Here is an 18,988-nt window from a genome sequence, read left to right on the forward strand (position 1 = left end):
AACCCCGTACAGGGTTTGTATTTGTACATCGTTTATATTATCATAGGGGCCGTGTGGGTCCGGAGACAGGCGCGGAAGTTTGCAAACCTGTTATCCCGGCCCGGATAGGGCGGAGAATTCGTATCCGTACATCGTACATACACAAGGAGATGAAAAGATGCTCAAAGGATTGACGAAAGCCGGGCTCGGCGCGGTTGAAAGCGACAAACAGCTGATCGAGCTGGCGGCTGCGGGAGGGTTCCGGGCCGTGGACACCGATGCAAAAGGATTGATCGAACAGTACGGGGAAGACGGAGCCAAACGTTTGCTGGAACAAAACGGCCTGGTTCTGGGCGCGATCGGCTTGTCGGTGGAATGGAGAAGCGACGAAGAAACGTTCCTCGCCGGTCTGCCGGCGCTGGCCGAAGAAGCCGCTGCGGCGAAAAAGCTCGGCTGCACGCGCTGCTGCACGTATATTCTGCCTTCGACCGATTTGAAAGCGTCTCATTTTGCGCTGCTCGCCACGCGCCGCCTGCGGACATGCGCCCAAATTCTCGGCGCTTACGGCATTCGGCTGGGGCTTGAATTCGTCGGGCCGCACCATCTGCGCACCGCCTGGAAGCATCCGTTTATCTGGACGCTGGACGAAACGCTGGACTGGATCGATACCATCGGCGAACCCAACGTCGGTCTGCTGTTCGATTCGTACCACTGGTACACCAACGGCCACGCGATCGCCGATATCGAGCGCCTTCAACCGCACCAAATCGTCCATGTGCATCTGAACGACGCCCCGGACGTTCCGGTCAAAGACGTGCTGGACAACGGACGCCTTTACCCCGGCGAAGGCGTCATCGACCTGCCCGGATTTCTGAGCGCTTTGAAACGGATCGGCTACAACGGCGTCGTATCGCAGGAGATCCTGACCTCTTCCGCGCCGGAAGAAACTCCCGAACAGCTTCTTCGCCGCTCGCAGCAGGGCTTTACCCGCGTATTTACCGCCGCCGGGTTAGAAGAGTAAACGCTAAAATCGAATCCGCTTTCTCTACTTCCGCAAGACCGCAGACAGAACGTCGATTCGAGCCGAGCGGAGCCGATAGGCAGAGCCAAACACGTCAAACCGATCCCATTCATAGAAAAAGCCGCCTTTACGCCATTTGGCGCGAAGACGGCTTTTTCCGTGTGTGAATCCCCTGCACATTCCAATATCGATCTGTCGCCTATCCAAATAACTGCCCGGGTGCCCTTATTTCAACCGAACCTCTGCAAATTTTCAAAATAACTGCCCACATACAACTAATTTGCCAAAACAGCCTTCTCAAAGCGCAAAACCGAAGAATTAAATGTACCTGCGCACTTATTCCATCAAAAAGCGAGAATTTGCAGGAATTAAGTGTACTGGCGCAGTTATTTGCGGTACCATGCCAGCCAGATTTTGCTTTTTCTTTTGCCCTGATTTCCGTTTAAGACTATACAGAAGAAAGTATAGTCTGCTCTTTCACAAACATCATATGTTTTGAAAACGTCCGATTTAAACGGAAGCCGCTTAGCGGAGGAGAAAATTCAGTGAAGGAACGATAGTGTTCGCCTTTGAAATCGGGAAATTCCCACTTCAACTCTAATCATAATTTCCCGATTTCAACACGCGACCGCAACGAATTTTCTCCGCAGCGTCCCCGGACTCCTCACGAATAGGAACTCCCCAAAACATCCCCGCCAAACGGATAATCCACCACAATCCGCCCCGCCTGCGTATCCCCGATCCCGCTGTACAGATTGACTTTCCCGTCCGCACGCATCTCGATTCCGGCCGTAAACGCGCAGTCGCTCAAATGCGGCATCTTGGCCGGCCCGTCCGGGTAGCAGGGGCGGGTGCCGATAATTTTCAAATCCGAGAACCGCCGCGTCTCCGGATCGAACACGAACGACATATTCATATACGTCGATATGCCTTCCTCCATGTAACAAATATGCCCGATTACGCCGATCTTCCCGCTTTCCAGCAGATAAGCCTGGTTGCAGCCGCCCCATTCGTCCGGACCGAACAGGCCGTGGATGTAATCCGCGCGCTCGATCACTTCCGGCGACAAATCGTCCAGACTGTCGATCACCGTGAATCCGATCAGCGATTCGCTGCCGAATTCCCGGCGCACGTCTTCGCCGCGCGGACGCGAGAACACGCCGATCCTGCCGCTTTGCAGCTGCACAAGCCGAATATCTTTCATCCGGTCGGGACCGGTCGTGAAGTAAAGCAGATCGTTCAGATCCCGCCCTTTATAAAAATAACCGTAAAACGTATCCACTTTGCCCTGCGCGCAGCGCACATGCGTCCCGCCGAGCACAACCTGATTGCCGATCGCGCTGATATACGGATCTTCGAGCTGATAGACCGTTGTCCCGCCTACCGCCGTCCACTCGTCGGGGCCGCTTTCTTCGAACAGGCGGACCCACGATCTCGCCCATTCTTCCCGTTTCTCCACGCGTCCGTAGATATAACGTTTGCCGTTCCATTCGAACGGAATCGACGGATTGTAGACATCGAAGCCTTCGACTCCGCGGAAAACAAGCATGGCGCTTTCATAAATCGACTTGTTTTGCTCGAACTCCCGGCGCCGCTGTGTCAAATTCATCATGAACCTCCCCTTTCGCATTTGTTTATCTTTTCATCCTAATCAGAAAGCCTGTGTCGATTCTTGCCCCATTTTGCGGCCGATTATGGTATTTTGACATTACGGAAAAATGCACGCATACGAACTTGGGGAGGATACGTATATGTTGAAGCTGCTCGCCGCTGACGGAATCGATGCGGAGATCCAGGCGCACTACCGGCTGATCGGGTCGGTGAAAGATACGATCGGCATGCATACGCACGACTTTTTCGAATTGTTTCTGATTCTGCAGGGGAGCGTGGTGCACGTGATTAACGGACAGCGCCTGCTGCTGAACGAAAATACGCTGGTGTTTATCCGGGATCGCGACGCGCACTGTTACGAGCAGGCGACGGACGGCGATTGCCGGTTTATCAATCTGTCGTTCTGCCGGGAAGTGATCGACGACCTGATCGCGTTTCTGGGCAGCGGCTTTCCGAGCGGAAGGCTGCTGGAGCCGGAACTGCCGCCGACGCTGCTGCTGTCCCGGACGGAGAAAGAGTATGTGCAGTATCGGCTGGACCAGCTCAACCTGATTCCGCAGGAACGAAAAGCGGCGCTCAAAGCGGAAGCGAGAGCGCTGCTGACCGACTTGTTTTCGCGTTATATCAAGACGGAAGGGGAAACGGGCGAACATGACGGACAGCCGGAATGGCTCAAGAAGCTGTGCCGCGAAGCGAGAAGCAAAGACTGCTTTACGCGGGGAACGGCGGAACTGGTCCGGCTGTCGGGCAAGTCGCACGCCTATGTATGCCGGATGTTCGGCAAACATCTGGGCATGTCCCCGACCCGGTATATCAACGAGCTGCGGATGTCGTACGCGGAGAATCTGCTGCTGAATACGGACATGGAGATTGTGGAGATCTGCCTGGAAGTCGGGCTGGATAACGTCAGCTACTTCTACGATCTGTTCAAACGCAAGCACGGCTTGACCCCGGCGGTTTACCGCAGATTGGGCGCCGTGCGCCAATATCAGCCGATTTTTTGAGCGATATTTCCGGTTGTTATGTGTTGACGTCTGAAATAGTATGTGTTATTTTCTATCTGTGAATCGAAGTTAGTATACGTTTTGAAAAAGGGGCAGCTGTACTCTTGGCCGCTTCGCAAAAAACAAACCGGACCGGAGGTGAAAATGAATACGCTTACATAAAGGGGCGAATAAACGCGAACAAAGCCGGCATTTCAACAGTCAGGAGGGATTTCGTCGATGGCAACAAGAAGCAGAGCGGCGGCTCAAGGGGGAGAAGCAACCCGCAGCAGAGCGGCGGCCCAGCTTCTCAGGCACCGCTACCTGTATTTGATGGTGCTGCCCGGATTTTTGACCGTACTGATCTTCAACTATTTTCCGATGTACGGAATTTTAATCGCTTTCAAAGACTTCAACGCTTCCAAAGGCATCTGGGGCAGCGAATGGGTAGGACTGAAATATTTCGAATCTTTTTTCCACGATCCCATGGCTCTGCGCGTTTTGAAAAATACCCTGCTGCTCGGTTTGTATACGTTGTTCTGGTCGTTCCCGGCTCCGATCATTCTGGCGCTGCTGCTGAACGAATTGAAGCACAAAGGATTCAAAAAACTGGTGCAGACCGTTTCTTATTTCCCGCACTTTATTTCGGTCGTAATCGTGGCGGGCATGCTGAAGGAATTTACGGCGAGAGACGGGCTGTTCAATCATATCCTTGCTTTTTTCGGCGGCAGCCCGGTGATGTTCCTGCTCGAATCCGATTATTTCCGGACCATCTTTATTTCTTCCGGCATCTGGCAGGGAATAGGCTTCGGCACGATCATCTACCTGGCCGCGCTGAGCGGAATCGATCCGACGCTGTACGATGTGGCGGAAGTGGACGGAGCGGGACGCTGGAAAAAGATCGTGCACGTCACCTGGCCGTCGCTCAGACCGACCACGACCATCCTGCTGATTTTTGCGCTGGGCGGGGTGCTCGGAACGGACTTCCAGAAAATCATTCTGCTGTATTCGCCCGAGACCTACGAGGTGGCCGACGTGATCGGTTCGTATGTGTATCGTCAGGGCATCCTCGGCGCGCAGTATGAATACACGACCGCGATCGGATTGTTTATGTCGCTCATTTCCTTCGCCATCTTGTACGCAACCAACTGGGCGAGCCGGAAATTTTCCGAAACGAGTTTGTTCTAAGGAGGCGTGACCGTGAAAAAGGAGGGCTTGGGTTCCAGGGCTTTCGATGTGGTCAATGTGCTGATCATGCTGTTTATTCTGGTGGTCGTGCTGTATCCGATTCTGAATATTGTCGCGACTTCGCTGAGCAGCGCGCGCTATATCTCCGCGGGCAGCGTTACGATCTGGCCCAAAGGATTCAGCACGCAAGCGTATACGACCGTTTTTCAGGACCCGTATATTTTTAAAGGCTATCTGAACTCGATTCTGTACGCGGCCGGCTCGACCGGGATCATGCTGCTGTTTACGGCGCTGATGGCGTATCCGCTGACCATACCGGGCTTCGCGGCCAAAAAGTTTCTGACGATCTTCCTGATGGTGACGATGTTCTTCGGCGGCGGCCTGATTCCGACGTACCTGCTGATGCGCAATCTGCACCTGCTGGATACGATCTGGGTCATGATTCTGCCCGGGGCGATCAGCGCCTACAACGTTTTTCTGTTCCGGACTTTCTTTATGAATATTCCTTCGGAGCTGAAAGATTCCGCGTATATCGACGGAGCGAACGATATGGTGGTGCTGTTTCGCATCGTGCTGCCGCTGTCCAAAGCGTTGTTTGCCACTTTCGCGCTGTTCGGTCTGGTCGGGAGCTGGAACAGCTGGTTCGAAGCTTTGATTTATTTGCGTGACCAGGATAAGTATCCGCTTCAGATGGTGCTGAGAAACTATCTGTTTACGCTGGATACGACGGCGATTCAAGGACGCGTGGGCGGCGGTTCCGTCGCGATTAACGCTCCCGGCAGCGCTTTGGACCCGAAAGCGGTGCGCATGAGCGTAATCATCATCACCATGTTCCCGATCATGTGCATTTATCCGTTTTTCCAGAAACATTTCAACCAGGGCATATTCGTCGGGTCGGTCAAAGGCTGAGTACGCGATAATCCGTTACGGAAAAGACAAGGGGGAAAATAAGGATGTACCAATACAAACCGGTCAAGATACTGCTGCTTGCGCTGTCCCTGCTGCTGGTATTCTCGGGCTGCTCGTCGAAAAGCTCCACCGATTCGGCGGCGAGCGACGACGACACGATCCGTTTCTCGGTTACGCTGCCCAGCAGCGGCGTGGACAATCCGAACAGTATGGTCGGCAAGGAATGGCTGAAAAAGATGGAAGAGCACATGGGCAAAAAAGTGGAAATCAAGTATAACTACATTCCGTCTTCCGAGTACGACGAGAAGGTCAAGCTGATGATCGCGAGCGACGACTTGACGGACTTTTTCGTAACGCCGCTGTTCTACGATACAAGCGAGATGGCCCAGCAGGGGCAGCTGCTCGAACTGACCCAGTACGAAGACCTGATGCCGAACTATATGAAATATCTCAGCCAGGTCAAGAACGGGATGACGCGCGTCACGGACGCCGACGGCAAGATGTATACGTTCCACGAAACGTCCACGCCGAGATTCCCCGAAGACCGCGGCATGCTGATCCAGAATGTATCCGCTTACCGCTACGACGTGTTCAAAGAAAACAAGATCAAGATTCCCGAAACGCTCGACGAGGTGTACGAAGCGGCCAAGCAGCTCAAGGCGCTGTACCCGGATAAATATCCGGTGGCGACCAACTGGAACAGTCTGAGATCGTTGTTCTCCGCCAGCCATATCCGGGACGAGATCTTCTGGAACGGCAGCGAATACGAATACGGCGTGCTGAGCGAGGGGTACAAAGACGCGCTTCAATTCGCCAACAAGCTGTACGCGGAGAAGCTGCTGGACCCGGAATATACGATCGATACCGAAGACACGCTGAAACGAAAAGCGCTGAACGGCGACAATTTTATATGGCTGGCGCACTGGTTTACGACGCTGGGCGAATACACGCGCACGTCCGACGACGGCAAGATCTTCGCGGTATCGCTTTATCCCGACAATCCGAAGTACGGCAAAGCGTGGCAGGAAGTCGTCAACGCCAATACGCCGGATCTGGGCTGGGGCGTGTACGCGATAAGCTCCAAAGCGAGAAATCCCGAAGAGATGATCAAATTTATCGATTACCAGTATTCCGACGAGATGATCCGGCTGATTACCTGGGGCATCGAAGGCACGACGTATACCGTCGGCGCGGACGGGGTTCCGACGTTCGTCGATTCGCTGAAAGAAGCCAAAGATCCGTGGATCGAAGGCGACAAATACGGCATGAGAGCCAGCCGCAACTATAATCCGGGCCTGCAAATGGTCAACGACTCCAGAGCGTTCGTGGACTTTGCGGCGACCGACTATACGTACTTCGACGGCAAATACGAAGAAGTCCCGATCGAGAAATCGTCGTTTATCACCGGTCTGCCGATGCCCAAAAACGACTATGTACCTTCGTGGCTGGACGAGCCTTCCATTCAATTGACGGGAGCGGAAAGCCAGCGCATCTCGGAGATCATGAACCCGGTGCAAACGTTCGTGAAAGAAGAACAGGCCAAATTCGTCGCGGGCAAAGAAAGTTTCGACAACTGGCAGGCTTTTACCGACAAAGTCCGCAAAATGGGCGATATCGACGAAGCGCTGAAAATCTACAACGATGCCGCCAAGCGGGCGGCTCAATAATCCCATAGGATGTGAGCGAAGCCTTGAACGTCAAAAAAGAGATTTTATTTCATGCCGAGAAGCTGCTGCAGAAAAAGGATTCGCTGATTCTGACGCCGGTGCTGCCGGTCGAATGGTCCGGTTTTACGGCGAGCGGGCAGCTGCTTGTCGACCGGTTGGACGGACAAACGTTCGAGCCGATCCGTCCCGGCGAACGCTGGGGAGAAGACTGGGAGTACGGCTGGTTCAAGTCTTCCGTGACCGTTCCGCGGGAAGCGAACGGCAGACGGCTCGCGGCCGTGCTGGATTTCGGCGCGGAAGCGACCGTATACGTGGACGGGGCCGCGGCCGGCGCGATGGACCTCAACCACGCCTACATCACGCTGAGCCGCTCGGCGGAAAGCGGCAGGAGTTACGAGATCGTCGCCGAAGCGTATGCCGGTCATACGGGACGGAAGCCCGTACTGGGCGAATCGAAGCTCTGCATTTTCGAAGAAGACGTCTATCAGTTCTTTATCGATCTGGAATGCCTGCTCGATCTGCGCAATCACCTCGATCCGCGTTCGCTGCGCACGGCGGAGATCGACAGCGGGCTGACCCGGGTGTTCGCGGCGATCGATCTTACGCTGCGCGGGCAGACGCTTGGCGACAATCTCAAGCGGGGCCGCGAGCTGATGCGTCCGCTGCTGGAATGCGTGAACGGCTCGACCGCGCCCACGCTGTACCTGATGGGCCAGTCCCATCTGGACGTCGCCTGGTTGTGGCCGCTTGAAGAAACCAGGCGCAAGATCGCGCGGACCCTGTCCAACCAGCTGGCGCTGATGGAAGAATACCCGGAGTACCGTTATACCCAGAGCCAGCCGTACTTGTTCCAGGTGGTCAAAGATCTGTACCCGGAGCTGTACGAGCGGGTCAAAGCGGCGGCGGCAAGAGGACAGCTTGTGCTCGAAGGCGCCATGTGGGTCGAGCCGGACACCAATCTGCCGGGCGGGGAAAGCCTGATCCGCCAGACGCTGCACGGCAAACGATTTTTCAAAGAAGAGTTCGGCGTGGACAGCGAGATGCTGTGGCTGCCCGACGTATTCGGTTATTCCGGCAATCTGCCGCAGATTATGCAGGGCTGCGGAATCCGATATTTCGGTTCCGTCAAAATGTTCGGCACCTACGACAACGTCGCCGATCCGTTCCCGCACAATACGTTTATGTGGGAAGGGATCGACGGCTCCCGGGTGCTGTCGCATCTGCTGAATTACGGCGATTATTATCCGATCCGGATCAATCCGTCGTTCCTGATCGGCCAGTGGAACGACCGCGTCCAGACGGAAGGCATCTCCACCCGCCTGACGCAGTTCGGGCACGGCGACGGCGGAGGGGGTTCGAACCGCGACGATCTCGAATTCCTGCGCCGGCTCGGCGATCTCGAAGGCGTGCCGCGCACCAAACAGACGTCGCCGATCGAATACTACGAAGACCAGGTCGCGCGGGGCGTCCCGGATGCCCGTTACGTCGGCGAACTGTATTATCCCGCTCACCGGGGCACGTATACGACGCAGGCCGCGATCAAGAAGCTGAACCGCAAAGCGGAGATCGGCCTGCGCGAAACGGAGCTGTGGAGCGCGGCGGCGCAGCGGCTTTGCGGCCGGGCTTATCCTTACGCGGAGCTGGACCGGCTGTGGAAAGTGCTGCTTCTGCATCAGTTCCACGATATTCTGCCGGGTTCTTCCATCCATCGCGTGCACGAAGAAGCGAGGGCTGCGCTGACGGAGCTGAACGGGCAGATCGAAGCGCAGGCTTCGGATATAAGGGGGGTGATTGCCGGCGAACAAGGCAATCGGATAACCGTGTTCAATTCGTTGTCGTGGCCGAGACAAGAACTGGTGGCGCTGCCCGAAGGCGCGGCGGGTCTTGTGGACGGAAGCGGGAAACCGCTGGTTGTGCAGCGGCATGAAGGCGTCGACTACGCCGCCGCGGAAGCGCCGTCCGTAGGCTGGTCGAGCTATGGAGCCGAACGGGCCGGAGCCCGTGCAGTCGAAGCCGGTCTTCCGGCGCGGCCTGCGGACGCTGCGGCGGTATCCGCGACATCCTCGCGCATCGAGAACGAATATATGGCGATCGAAGTCGGCGAGCGGGGCGAACTGACAAGCATCCTCGACAAAGCAACCGGCGAGGAATGGGCGGCGGACCGCTGCAACGTTATGCGGATGTACCGCGACCAGAATTCGGACTTCGACGCCTGGGAGATCGACCGGCGCTATCGCCTGGCGCCGATCGACCTCGATGAAAGCGCGGAAATCACCGTGACCGCGAACGGACCGCTGTTTGCCAATATTCGCGTGGAGCGCAGTCTGAACGAATCGACGCTGATCCAGGATATCCGCCTGCGCGCCGGCAGCCGCCGGGTCGAGTTCCATACGACCATCCACTGGCGCGAGCGCAACAAGCTGCTCAAAGTCGATTTCCCGGTTGCCGCGCACGCGCACGAAGCGCTGCACGAAATCCAGTTCGGCCACGTCAAACGGCCGAATCACGCTTCGCGTCCGCACGACGCGGACCGCTACGAAGTCGTTCAGCACAAATGGTCGGCGCTGGCCGAGGCAAACCGGGGCTTCGCTCTGCTGAACGACTGCAAATACGGCATTTCCGTCGACGGCCATACGATGAGCCTGACGCTGCTGCGCGCGCCGACCTGGCCGGACGAAACGTCCGATCGGGGCACGCACTGGTTTACTTACGGCTTTACGTTCTGGAACGGATCGCTCCTGGACAGTTCTGTTGTGCGCGAAGCGTACGAGCTGAATTATCCGCTCGGCGCGGCGATCGGAAGCGGCGGGGAAGAGCGGTCGCTGCTGAGCCTCGACCAGGCGCCTGTCATCGCCGAAACGGTCAAGCTGGCCGAAGACCGGTCGGGCGACTGGATTGTGCGTTTGTACGAAAGCAAAGGATCTTCGTCGGTCTGCCGGGTATCGCTCGGATTGCCCGCCGCGTCCGCTTTCGAGACGAATATGCTGGAAGAAACGGCCGGCGAACTGCCGCTCGAAGACGGCGGGCTGAAGCTTTCTTTCCGTCCGTTCGAAGTAAAGACGATCCGAATTCGCATGGAAGGGAGCGCGCAAGCATGAAGCTGGAAAAAGGACAGCGTCTGGTCCTGATCGGCGATTCGATCACGGACTGCGAACGCAGATTTCCTTATGGGGAAGGATTGTTCCAGGGCACCGGCAAAGGGTATGCCGCCCTGGTGGAAGGACTGCTGCAAACGGCTTATCCGGAGCGGCCGGTCCGCGTAACCAATATGGGCATCGGCGGCAACACGGTGCGCGATCTCCAGGCAAGGTGGCGGACCGACGTGCTGGATCTGAAGCCCGATTGGCTGACGGTCATGATCGGGATCAACGACGTCTGGCGGCAGTTCGACCAGCCGGCCGTCACGGATTCGCATGTGAATCTTGACGAATACGAGCAGACGCTGGAGGAGCTGGTGCGCTCGGCGCTGCCCGGGCTGAAAGGGCTGGTGATCCTGACGCCGTTCTATCTGGAGCCGAATGCGCAGGATCGCATGCGCAGCCGGATGGACGAATACGGCGCCGCCGCCCGGAGGGTCGCGGAGCGCGCCGGCGCGATATTCGTCGATACGCAGGCGGCTTTTGCGGAGCCGCTTGCGCACAGCCATCCGACGGAAATCGCGTCGGACCGGGTGCACCCGAACCTGACCGGCCACCTGGTGCTGGCGCGCGCCCTGCTCGGAGCGCTCGACTTCGATTGGTCGCGGCTGCAGGTCGGGGCGCAGGTCCGTTCCTGACCCGGGCCGGAAGCCGCCGTCTCGCCTGCTGCAAGCGGATTCAAACCATAACAGATCGGGAGGTTGAGAAGATGAACAAAAGTCTGTGGAAAAAAGCCGGATTGTGGAGCGGCGTGCTGCTGATGGCGATGATCGCGCCGGGCGCCGCGTCGGCCGAGGCGACAGGAGGAAGCCAGATGCAGAAGACCGGCAGCTACATTCAGGCGCAGGCCCCTTTCCAGATCAAAATCACGGACGCCGAGACGGGGCGGGGCATTCCGCTGGTGCAGCTCAGAACGACCAACAATATCATCTATTACACGGACAGCGCGGGCGTCGTCGCGTTCGACGAGCCCGGCTTGATGAACCGCAGCGTGTTCTTCCATCTGTCCAGCGACGGCTACCAGGTCGACGCCGATATGTTCGGCAACCGCGGCCAGGCGGTCGATACCGTGCCGGGCGGCAGCGTAACGCTGACGATGAACCGGGTCAATATCGCCGAGCGGCTGTACCGGATCACCGGGCAGGGCATTTACCGCGACAGCGTGCTGCTCGGGTTGAACACGCCGATTCAGGAGCCGCTGATCAACGGTCTGGTGATGGGCCAGGATTCCGTACAGACCATTCCGTACAACGGCAAGCTGTACTGGTTCTGGGGCGACACCGACCGGCCGGCGTATCCGCTGGGCAACTTCCGGGTGAGCGGCGCGACGTCCGAACTGCCGGCGAACGGCGGTCTGGACCCGGACGTCGGCGTGGACCTGGACTACTTTACGCAGCCCGACGGCTTTGTCAAAAGTTTGGTGCCGGCGCTGCCCGACGGTGCCAATATCGCCTGGGTATTCGGGCTGATGACGGCCGAAGACGACAGTGGACAGGAACGGCTGCTCGCCGGTTACAGCACGCATAATCCGGATCTCAGCGCGTTCGGCATTCTGGCGTTCAACGACCAGACCGAAGAATTCGAGCAGGTCGTCCAGTTCCCGGACAAGAACGACTGGCGCCATCCGGGCGGGCAGGCGACCTACTACGAAGAAGGCGGACAGGGGTACTGGCTGTTCACCGAACACCATATGCCGAATTTGCGCGTAGCGGCGGATTACGACGCTATTATCGATTATACGCAGTACGAAGCGTTTACGCCGCTGACGCCGGGCACGACGTATAACGGCGCGCAGACGTCGCTGGAACGGGACGCTTCCGGCAGTCTTGTCTGGGGCTGGAAAAAGAACACGCCGCCGCTTACCCAGGAGCAGGAGAAAGAACTGATCGGGCTCGGCGTAATCGGCAGCGGCGACGCGCGGTATTTCCAATTGAAAGACGCCGATACCGGCGCGGAAGTCCGGATCGCCACCAGCGATATCGAGTGGAACGACTACCGGCAGCGCTACACGATGATCGGACAGCAGATCCAGGGCACGACATCGGTGCTCGGGGAGATCTGGTACGCGGAAGCGGACGCCCCGCAGGGACCGTGGACGACCGCGAAGAAGATCGCGACGCACGACAACTACACGTTCTACAATGTGGCGCAGCATGAATTTTTCAATAAAGACGACGGCCGGGTGATCTATTTCGAGGGTACGTATACCAATACGTTTACCGACCATGTGCCGACGCCGCGCTACAATTACAATCAGGTCATGTACAAGCTGGAACTGGACAATCCCGATCTGGAACTGACGGCGGCGCCGGGAAACTCCGGGCAATAAACCGTTTCCTGCTCTGGGCCCAGGTCCTGCAAGTCCTGCAAGCCGAAGAACCTTCGCGGCCGCGTTTCAAGCGGAGCGCGAAGGTTTTTTGCACACCTCGCAAACGGGGCGCGGATCGACGCGCCCTAAAGCATTTTCAACCGGAAATCTCGCGGTCGCCGTGCATTTCCCGGTACTGCTTGGGCGTCAGGTTCGTGAATTTCTTGAATGTGGCGAAGAAATGTCCTTTGGACAGGAATCCGCACTGATCGGCGATTTCCAGCACCGATAAGCGGCTCGAGACCAGCCTTTCCTTTACCCGTTCGATCCGTTCGCGCAGGATGTATTCGGACAGCGAGACGTTCATGATTTCTTTGAACAGCTGGCGGATATAACTGACGGAGAACGAGAAATTGTCGGCGATCTGTTCGATCGACAGCTGCGCGTCCTGCAGATGGCTGTCCGCGTACTCCCGGATCTCCAGCACCAGTTCTTCTTTGCGGCTCAGCGATCCCGGCACGTCCGTCTCGGACGCCAGTGTCGATACGACTTCTTCCAGCCAGGTTTGGTATTCGGACAGCGTGCGGTAGCGGTCGAGCTGCTGGCGGATGCCGCCGATCTCGTGCAGCGCGCTGGACTTGTTGAAGCTTTTGAGCAGATCGTAGGTAAAATAAGTCAGGTACAGCTTGCAGTCGCGATAAGGCATCCCGTGGATATGTTCCATCTGCCGGCGCAGCAGGGCGAGAGCCGCTTCGATTCGTCCGCCCCGGATCGCTTGAATGATATCGACCGTATCCAGCGCTTCGGACGCGGCGGGATAATCGGCCATAAACTCTTCATAATCGTTTTCCAGAAAAATTTGCCGTTCCCCGTTCAGGAAGCGCAGCATCGTCAGTTCGTAGATATGGTCGTATACGCTGCGGATATTGGCGCCGGGATCGTAGGCTCCGCTGACCGCGGCGGTCAACTCGATATTCAGAATGCGCATCGTCTGGCCGAGGACTTCTTCCAGCAGCCGCCGAAGCTGAAGCTCGCCGGACCGGCCGCCGCCGATCAGCAGGATCAGGTGGTCTCCGCCCATGTCCAGACCTTCCACCGCGTAAGGGCCGGCGCCGATCACTTCTTCGCTGATATTGCGGATGGCGTATTTGATCAGCTTGCGCGACGGGAAATCGTAGCGTTCGCAGAATACGGGATACGCTTCGAGCCGCAGCACGGCCAGGAACAGCGTGTCGCACGAAGCCAGTCTTGTCCGGGAGCGGATATAGTCGCGGCTTTTGGAATCCGGCGTCCCGTGCAGCACCCACCGGGCGAGAAACTCCATGCGAACCAGTTCGGACTGGTTCCTGGCGGAAGCGTGCAGCTGCTCCACATTGTCCAGCAGCGTTTCGATGCCGTCGTTGATCCACTGGATATCCGGTTTGAGATCGGAGACCGGACTGCCGGCGCCGACTTTGCCTTTGAGCTTTTCCGACAGAAAAGTAATCGAACGCAGGGAATGCCGCGAACTCAAGAAAAATAAAACGGACAGGATGCCGAGCAGCAGGATTGTATACGCTATCATTTTTTGTTGAAGCAAAAGGATGCTGCGGGTCAGGGTGCGGTATTCCGTCGAGTAGTAAATCGTCCAGTTCTCCGCCGCCATGCCGGCCGTATTGACGAACCAGCGCTGCTGCGGAAGCCGGACTTCGAACCCGCGGCCCTGCCTTTCCAATCCCGCTTCGTATAAACGCTTGCTCAGCTCGGCATCGGCTTCGCCCAGCAGCGCCTGCCCGTTCTCGTCCAGGATGCGGATATCGCGCTCTTCGGGAACCGAATCGCCCAGCAGCAGGCTGGACAGCAGCGGCTTGTCGATCAGGAGCACCAGGTAGAAGTCGGACGCCTTCTCCGGCGTGGCGGGCAGCACGAGCGCCAGACTCTCCGAACCGTTCAGCGCATGCCGGAAAAAGTGCAGGTACCGATGGTTGAACGCCTGCACCCGCTTCAGCATCGCGCGGTCGGCGAAAGCGTCGAAATCGACGATGCCCGCTTTGGAATCGACGACCAGTCCCTGCTTCAAATTAATCAGGTAGGAACGCTGGATCAGCGGCTCCGTCGACAGGAAGTTCGACTGGGCGGCCAGCGCGGCATGATCGACCAACGGATCTTTTTGCGTATTGAAGAACCAGTTCTGGATATTCTGATCGGCATACATGCTGAGTCCGTAGGCTTTCAGATTGCCGAGAATGATCTCGGCTTTGGCGGACAGATTGTCCACTTCGTTTTGCGAATTGCCGCGCACCTCGACCAGCGTGTATTTTGCGAATTCGGCGGAGATGAAATAAACGAAAGGCAGGACGCAGCAGATCAGAACGCCGGTCAGCAGCAGAAACGTGCGAATGTAGGTCTTGCGTAAAAAATGCTTGATCATCATCACAATCCTGACCCCTCATGCTGGTTTATCGTCGCGCTTATTGTTCGAACGCTTCTTATACTAAAGCATTTCGGGGAGCCCGCGGGAAGTCCTCATTTTGACAATGTGCGAATCAGGACGGAATACTTGGGCGGACTTTCCTTGCAAAACGCCGGTTCAGCACTCCGAGTGGCGCAATCAGGACTTTCTCGGCCGCTTATTTTCCGGTCATAATAAAGAAGCCCGGACACGGCCGTATCGGACGAATCGAGCCGCTCGAACGAGAGGAGGACGAAAATTGAGAGTGATGAAGGAACTTATACGAAATCGCGGTCTGTATTCGATGGCGATCCCGGGGCTTGTTTTTCTCGCCGTTTTCTCCTATATCCCGCTCGCGGGACATCTGCTGGCGTTCAAAAATTTTCAGATCAGCAGGGGGATATGGGGCAGCGAATGGACGGGACTCGACAACTTCCGCTTTTTTTTCTCCAATCGCGATTGGATTCAGGTAACGGTCAATACGCTGTATTTGAATGCGCTGTTTATTGTGTTCGAGCTGGTATTCGCCCTGCTGATCGCGCTGTTCCTGAACGAAATCCGGCTCAAATGGTTTAAGCGCACCGTTCAATCCGTCGTATTCCTGCCCTACTTTATTTCCTGGATCGTCGTCGGATATATGACGTTTATTCTGTTCAACAACACGGACGGGCTGATTAACCGGGTGTTGGACATGGCCGGTCTTCAAGCGGTGGACTGGTATCAGACCCCCTGGGTGTGGCCGATTATTCTGACCCTGACGCGAATGTGGAAAAGCGCGGGCTATTTCTCCATTATTCTGCTCGCCGCGATCGCGGGAATCTCGACGGATTATTATGAGAGCGCTCGCCTGGACGGAGCGACGCGGTTTCAGCAGATGCGCTACATCACGCTGCCGCTGCTCAGACCCCAGCTTATTATTCTCGTGCTGCTGGGCGTGGGGCGGATCTTCTACGGCGATTTCGGCATGATCTACGGCATTATAGGCGACAACGGGATACTGTTTCCGACGACAGACGTTATCGATACCTACTCCTATCGGGCGCTGCGTCAGCTCGGCGATTTCAGCATGTCGTCGGCGATCGTATTCTATCAGTCCGTGATGGGCCTGATCGCCGTGGTATCGTTCAATGCGCTGATTCGCCGGATCGACAAAGACTCGCGCTTGTTCTGAACCGGCGGGCCGTGAAGAAGACCGCGCGGAGCGCGGGATCGCGGATAGCATGAAAAGAAAGGAAGTGTGCCCGATATGAATCGAACGGCTGCGCTGGACCGGTCGGAACAGAGCCGGCGGAATAGTCGGCTGCCCGAGAGACTGGCGACGGGCGCGATGGGATTGTTCCTGATTGTGTTCGCGCTGCTCTGCCTGTTTCCGTTCTGGCTGATCGTCGTCAACTCGTTCGCCAGCACCAAAAGCCTGGCGCTGAACGGCTATGCGCTCTGGCCGAACGAGTTTACCCTGGGATCGTACCGCTTTTTGCTGCAGGGCAAACAACTGTTTACCAGCTACGGGATCACGATCGCGGTTACGGCGATCGGAACCCTGCTCGGCGTGCTGGTAACCATGCTGTTCGCTTATGTGCTGGCCCATCCGAAGAACCGGTACGGAGGAATTCTTTCCTTTATGACCTATGTTCCGATGGTATTCGGTTCCGGGCTGGTCGGATTCTACCTGCTGGTGGTGCAGTGGCTGCATCTGAAAGACAGTTTGTGGGCGCTTGTGCTGCCTTATGTGATGAATCCGTTTTTTGCTTTTATTCTGGTCTCGTTCTATCGTTCGCTGCCTTACGAGCTGAACGAATCGGCCAAGATCGACGGAGCGGGAGAGTGGAGCATATTCTTCCGGATTATCCGGCCGATCTCGACGCCGGTCATCGCGACGATCAGTTTGTTCTATGCGCTTCAGTACTGGAACGACTGGTGGCTGTCGCTGCTGTTTATCGACAACAGCGACAAGTATCCGCTCCAGCTGCTGCTGCGGCAGCTGATGTCGCAGATGCAGCTCAGCTCGCTCAACCACGGCAATGTGCTGACGCTGCCGCCGGCGGAAGGCGTCAAGCTCGCCACCGTATGCTTGACGATCGGGCCGATTATTTTCGTATATCCGATGGTACAGAAATACTTCGTCAAAGGACTGACCCTGGGGTCGGTCAAAGGCTGAACGCGATCAAGCGGAGGGGGAAACGGCAGATGGCCAAATGGAAAACGATGTGGATCGTACCGGCGGTGCTTGCGCTGGCGGTTGCGGCGGCGGGATGCTCGGGAGGAGACTCTTCTCCGGCCGCCGATCCCGGCGGAACGGGACTTGAGCCGGTTACGCTGGAGATCGTCGTCCCGGGCAACAAAGGCGCGAATTTCGACGAAGTGCTGGCGGAAGTCAACAAACGGCTGAAAACGGAAATGAACACGCAGGTCAAGTTCACGATGCTCGACTTCGCGGATCTGAACCAGAAAACGAACGTTATGCTGGCTTCGGGAGAAAATGTCGATCTGGTCTTCGACGCGCCTTGGCTGCATCTGGATGCGATGGCGTCCCAGGGTTACTACGAAGACCTGAGCGAATTGATCGGGCAGTACGGTCCGAATGTGCAGAAAACAAGACCTGATCAGATGTGGGACGCCAATAAAATCAACGGCAAAATCTACGGCGTTCCGCTCGGCAGCGCCTATACCCAGCAGCGGTCCGTGTTTATTCGCAAAGACCTGAGAGAGCAGCTCAAGCTTGCGCCCGTGAAGACTTACGCAGACCTGAAAAATTATCTGTACGCCGTGCGCGACGGCGGCTCGGGCATCACGCCGCTGCTGGCCGGCGCCGACGACGTAACGTACAGCTGGGTCAACTGGCTGATCCGCGACGATACGAGCGTCAATATCCGTCCGACGAATTTCTCCGGCGCGAGCCTGATGCTCTATTACAAAGGCAACGACGGCAAAGTGTACAACTTTTTCGAAACCGAGGAACCCGCCATCTTGTCCGCCATTGCCGATACGCGCAAGCTGTTCGAAGACAAAGTCATGTCGCAGGACGTGCTGACCAATAAAAGCGGACCGGCGGAAATGCAGCTGCAAAACAAAGTCGCGGCGACTCCGCAAATGGCGTTTGCCGTGCCCGATTCGTTCAACGACCAGTTGAAGCAGGTCGCTTCCGGCGGCGAACTGGAGCCGGTCCGGCTGTTCGACCTGACGCCCGGCAGCAATATTTCCAACTTCAAAATGGACAACTTTATTTGCATCGTCAAAACGAGCAAGCACAAAGACCGGGCGATGATGTTCCTCGATTGGGCCAACCGGCAGGAGAACTACGATCTGCTGGAGCACGGAATCGAAGGGGTAAACTGGAAAGCTTCCGGCGAGCACAAATACGAGACGCTGAACAACGACAGCGGAATCGTTTCGTTCCAGCTGATACAAAACCCGGTGCTGGAGCGCGAATGGGCGGGATCGGACGAAGAAACGCTGAAATACAACCAGTTCATTACGCAGGACGACAATTTTACAAAAGACGTCATGACCGGCTTTACATTCGATCCGACGCCGGTGAAGAACGAAGTGGCGCAGTTCTCGACGATCCAGGCGAAGTATTACAACGGATTGTTCAACGGCGCGCTCGACCCGGACGACTATTTGACCAGGTTCAAAGCGGAAGGAGCGGATATTCTCAAAAAAATCCAAACCGAGTTCCAGCGGCAGGTCGACGAATTTTTAGCCAAAAAAGCGTAAGCGAAAACGAACGCGGAAGCGGAAGGCAAAGGAGGAA

The 18,988-nt window shown here is 56.8% G+C and carries 13 protein-coding genes; 11 read left to right on the forward strand and 2 right to left on the reverse strand.

Going from position 1 to position 18,988, the window contains the following annotated elements; translation table 11 throughout:
* Nucleotides 1-157: 157 nt before the first annotated feature.
* Nucleotides 158-1,000 carry a sugar phosphate isomerase/epimerase family protein gene (locus QWJ34_RS18625; RefSeq protein ID WP_302730159.1) on the forward strand — a complete coding sequence of 281 codons (843 nt, stop codon included), beginning with the start codon at nucleotides 158-160 and terminating at the stop codon, nucleotides 998-1,000.
* A gap of 664 nt (nucleotides 1,001-1,664) precedes the next feature.
* On the opposite strand, the gene QWJ34_RS18630 is transcribed toward QWJ34_RS18625, so the two are convergent.
* On the reverse strand, nucleotides 1,665-2,612 hold the full coding sequence (locus QWJ34_RS18630) for an MTP-1 family protein (RefSeq protein WP_302730160.1): 948 nt from the start codon (nucleotides 2,610-2,612) through the stop codon (nucleotides 1,665-1,667).
* A 139-nt stretch (nucleotides 2,613-2,751) separates the two neighbouring features.
* Between QWJ34_RS18630 and QWJ34_RS18635 the strand changes: the two genes are divergently transcribed.
* The 7 genes from QWJ34_RS18635 to QWJ34_RS18665 all read left to right on the forward strand — a co-directional run bounded on the left by QWJ34_RS18635 (nucleotide 2,752) and on the right by QWJ34_RS18665 (nucleotide 12,824).
* Nucleotides 2,752-3,615 (forward strand): helix-turn-helix domain-containing protein, encoded by an 864-nt coding sequence (locus QWJ34_RS18635; protein WP_302730162.1) that lies wholly within the window; start codon nucleotides 2,752-2,754, stop codon nucleotides 3,613-3,615.
* Between the two features lie 312 nt (nucleotides 3,616-3,927).
* Nucleotides 3,928-4,782 (forward strand): ABC transporter permease, encoded by an 855-nt coding sequence (locus QWJ34_RS18640; RefSeq protein WP_483314290.1) that lies wholly within the window; start codon nucleotides 3,928-3,930, stop codon nucleotides 4,780-4,782.
* 12 nt (nucleotides 4,783-4,794) lie between these two features.
* Nucleotides 4,795-5,691: a carbohydrate ABC transporter permease gene (locus QWJ34_RS18645; protein WP_302730165.1), complete on the forward strand. Its 897-nt coding sequence runs from the start codon at nucleotides 4,795-4,797 to the stop codon at nucleotides 5,689-5,691.
* A 44-nt stretch (nucleotides 5,692-5,735) separates the two neighbouring features.
* Nucleotides 5,736-7,358, forward strand: a complete 1,623-nt coding sequence (locus tag QWJ34_RS18650) for an extracellular solute-binding protein (protein ID WP_302730166.1) — start codon at nucleotides 5,736-5,738, stop codon at nucleotides 7,356-7,358.
* A gap of 23 nt (nucleotides 7,359-7,381) precedes the next feature.
* Nucleotides 7,382-10,456: an alpha-mannosidase gene (locus QWJ34_RS18655; protein WP_302730168.1), complete on the forward strand. Its 3,075-nt coding sequence runs from the start codon at nucleotides 7,382-7,384 to the stop codon at nucleotides 10,454-10,456.
* The gene (locus tag QWJ34_RS18660; RefSeq protein ID WP_302730170.1) at nucleotides 10,453-11,133 is read left to right on the forward strand and encodes an SGNH/GDSL hydrolase family protein; all 681 of its coding nucleotides are present in this window, start codon (nucleotides 10,453-10,455) and stop codon (nucleotides 11,131-11,133) included. Before QWJ34_RS18655 ends, QWJ34_RS18660 begins: the two co-directional genes overlap by 4 nt.
* 71 nt (nucleotides 11,134-11,204) lie before the next feature.
* Nucleotides 11,205-12,824: a hypothetical protein gene (locus QWJ34_RS18665; protein ID WP_302730172.1), complete on the forward strand. Its 1,620-nt coding sequence runs from the start codon at nucleotides 11,205-11,207 to the stop codon at nucleotides 12,822-12,824.
* A 136-nt stretch (nucleotides 12,825-12,960) separates the two neighbouring features.
* Here the strand turns inward: QWJ34_RS18665 and QWJ34_RS18670 are convergent, their stop codons facing one another.
* Nucleotides 12,961-15,216, reverse strand: coding sequence for a helix-turn-helix transcriptional regulator (locus tag QWJ34_RS18670; protein ID WP_302730173.1), 2,256 nt, complete (start codon nucleotides 15,214-15,216; stop codon nucleotides 12,961-12,963).
* Nucleotides 15,217-15,502: 286 nt separating this feature from the next.
* Here QWJ34_RS18670 and QWJ34_RS18675 point away from each other — a divergent pair, with 286 nt between their 5' ends.
* From QWJ34_RS18675 to QWJ34_RS18685, 3 genes are all read left to right on the forward strand, one after another.
* Entirely contained in the window at nucleotides 15,503-16,405 is a 903-nt protein-coding gene (locus QWJ34_RS18675; RefSeq protein ID WP_302730256.1) for an ABC transporter permease, read from the forward strand.
* Between the two features lie 75 nt (nucleotides 16,406-16,480).
* Entirely contained in the window at nucleotides 16,481-17,392 is a 912-nt protein-coding gene (locus QWJ34_RS18680) for a carbohydrate ABC transporter permease (protein WP_302730175.1), read from the forward strand.
* Between the two features lie 29 nt (nucleotides 17,393-17,421).
* Nucleotides 17,422-18,951, forward strand: coding sequence for an extracellular solute-binding protein (locus QWJ34_RS18685; RefSeq protein WP_302730177.1), 1,530 nt, complete (start codon nucleotides 17,422-17,424; stop codon nucleotides 18,949-18,951).
* The last annotated feature ends 37 nt before the right edge of the window (nucleotides 18,952-18,988 follow it).

The organism is Saccharibacillus sp. CPCC 101409, assembly GCF_030518235.1.
GTDB lineage: Bacteria > Bacillota > Bacilli > Paenibacillales > Paenibacillaceae > Saccharibacillus.

Excerpts from the sequence above, each read along its gene's own strand:
- QWJ34_RS18640 (WP_483314290.1), top strand. The coding sequence starts at position 3,928 with ATGGTGCTGCCCGGATTTTTGACCGTACTGATCTTCAACTATTTTCCG.
- QWJ34_RS18625 (WP_302730159.1), top strand. The coding sequence starts at position 158 with ATGCTCAAAGGATTGACGAAAGCCGGGCTCGGCGCGGTTGAAAGCGAC.
- QWJ34_RS18675 (WP_302730256.1), top strand. The coding sequence starts at position 15,503 with ATGAAGGAACTTATACGAAATCGCGGTCTGTATTCGATGGCGATCCCG.
- QWJ34_RS18635 (WP_302730162.1), top strand. The coding sequence starts at position 2,752 with ATGTTGAAGCTGCTCGCCGCTGACGGAATCGATGCGGAGATCCAGGCG.
- QWJ34_RS18665 (WP_302730172.1), top strand. The coding sequence starts at position 11,205 with ATGAACAAAAGTCTGTGGAAAAAAGCCGGATTGTGGAGCGGCGTGCTG.
- QWJ34_RS18685 (WP_302730177.1), top strand. The coding sequence starts at position 17,422 with ATGGCCAAATGGAAAACGATGTGGATCGTACCGGCGGTGCTTGCGCTG.
- QWJ34_RS18650 (WP_302730166.1), top strand. The coding sequence starts at position 5,736 with ATGTACCAATACAAACCGGTCAAGATACTGCTGCTTGCGCTGTCCCTG.
- QWJ34_RS18630 (WP_302730160.1), bottom strand. The coding sequence starts at position 2,612 with ATGATGAATTTGACACAGCGGCGCCGGGAGTTCGAGCAAAACAAGTCG.
- QWJ34_RS18680 (WP_302730175.1), top strand. The coding sequence starts at position 16,481 with ATGAATCGAACGGCTGCGCTGGACCGGTCGGAACAGAGCCGGCGGAAT.
- QWJ34_RS18660 (WP_302730170.1), top strand. The coding sequence starts at position 10,453 with ATGAAGCTGGAAAAAGGACAGCGTCTGGTCCTGATCGGCGATTCGATC.
- QWJ34_RS18670 (WP_302730173.1), bottom strand. The coding sequence starts at position 15,216 with ATGATGATCAAGCATTTTTTACGCAAGACCTACATTCGCACGTTTCTG.